Genomic DNA, 625 nt, shown 5'->3' on the forward strand with positions numbered 1-625 from the left:
CACGGCGACGCCCGCACCGGCGGCCCCGCCCGCCGACGCCCAGCAGTCAGCCGGTTCGACGAAGGCAACGCCGTCCAAGCCGGTGATCGCCACCTACCGGGGCCAGAAGATCGACCTGTCCAAGGGATGGAACGGCGCCAGTGTCTGCACCGAGGTGACGGGCGGCGCCGTCTACTGCCACGACAGTGCCGCCGAGGCCGACGCGGCGCTCGCCGTCATCGATCCGGCGCTCGCCGCGGCCGCCAAGGCCGCGTCGGCGGGGTCCTCCGGGGTCACGCCGTCCCCGCAGACGATCTCCGAGTGCACCTACGGCTTTGCCTGCCTCTGGGAGCACTCCAACTTCACTGGCCTCATTCTGAAGTGGTCGCAGTCGGGCACCAAGTACCTCTCCGACTGGTCGTTCGGCGGCGAAGCCAGCTCCGCCTGTGTGTACCGATCCATCGGCAACATGCAGATCTACGACGACCGCCCCCTCGACCCGGACCCCTCGGCCAACCTGTCGAACGGCTCCTGCTACGACTTCACGCGCCTCGCCTACCCGTACGGCGGGAACTGGAACGACACGGTGGACTACGTCAACCTGTAGCCGCCGCCCGCCGCGGCGCCCGAAGGCCGGCCCCCTCCC

Annotated in this window: 1 protein-coding gene; it reads left to right on the plus strand. The window is 70.2% G+C overall.

Annotation, left to right across the window (positions count from 1 at the left end):
• Positions 1-586, plus strand: a 586-nt coding sequence (locus ABD308_RS35220; RefSeq protein ID WP_344344076.1) for a peptidase inhibitor family I36 protein, incomplete at its 5' end; no start/stop codon positions are given.
• Positions 587-625 lie beyond the last annotated feature (39 nt).

The organism is Kitasatospora putterlickiae, assembly GCF_039527695.1.
Classification (GTDB): Bacteria; Actinomycetota; Actinomycetes; order Streptomycetales; family Streptomycetaceae; genus Kitasatospora; species Kitasatospora putterlickiae.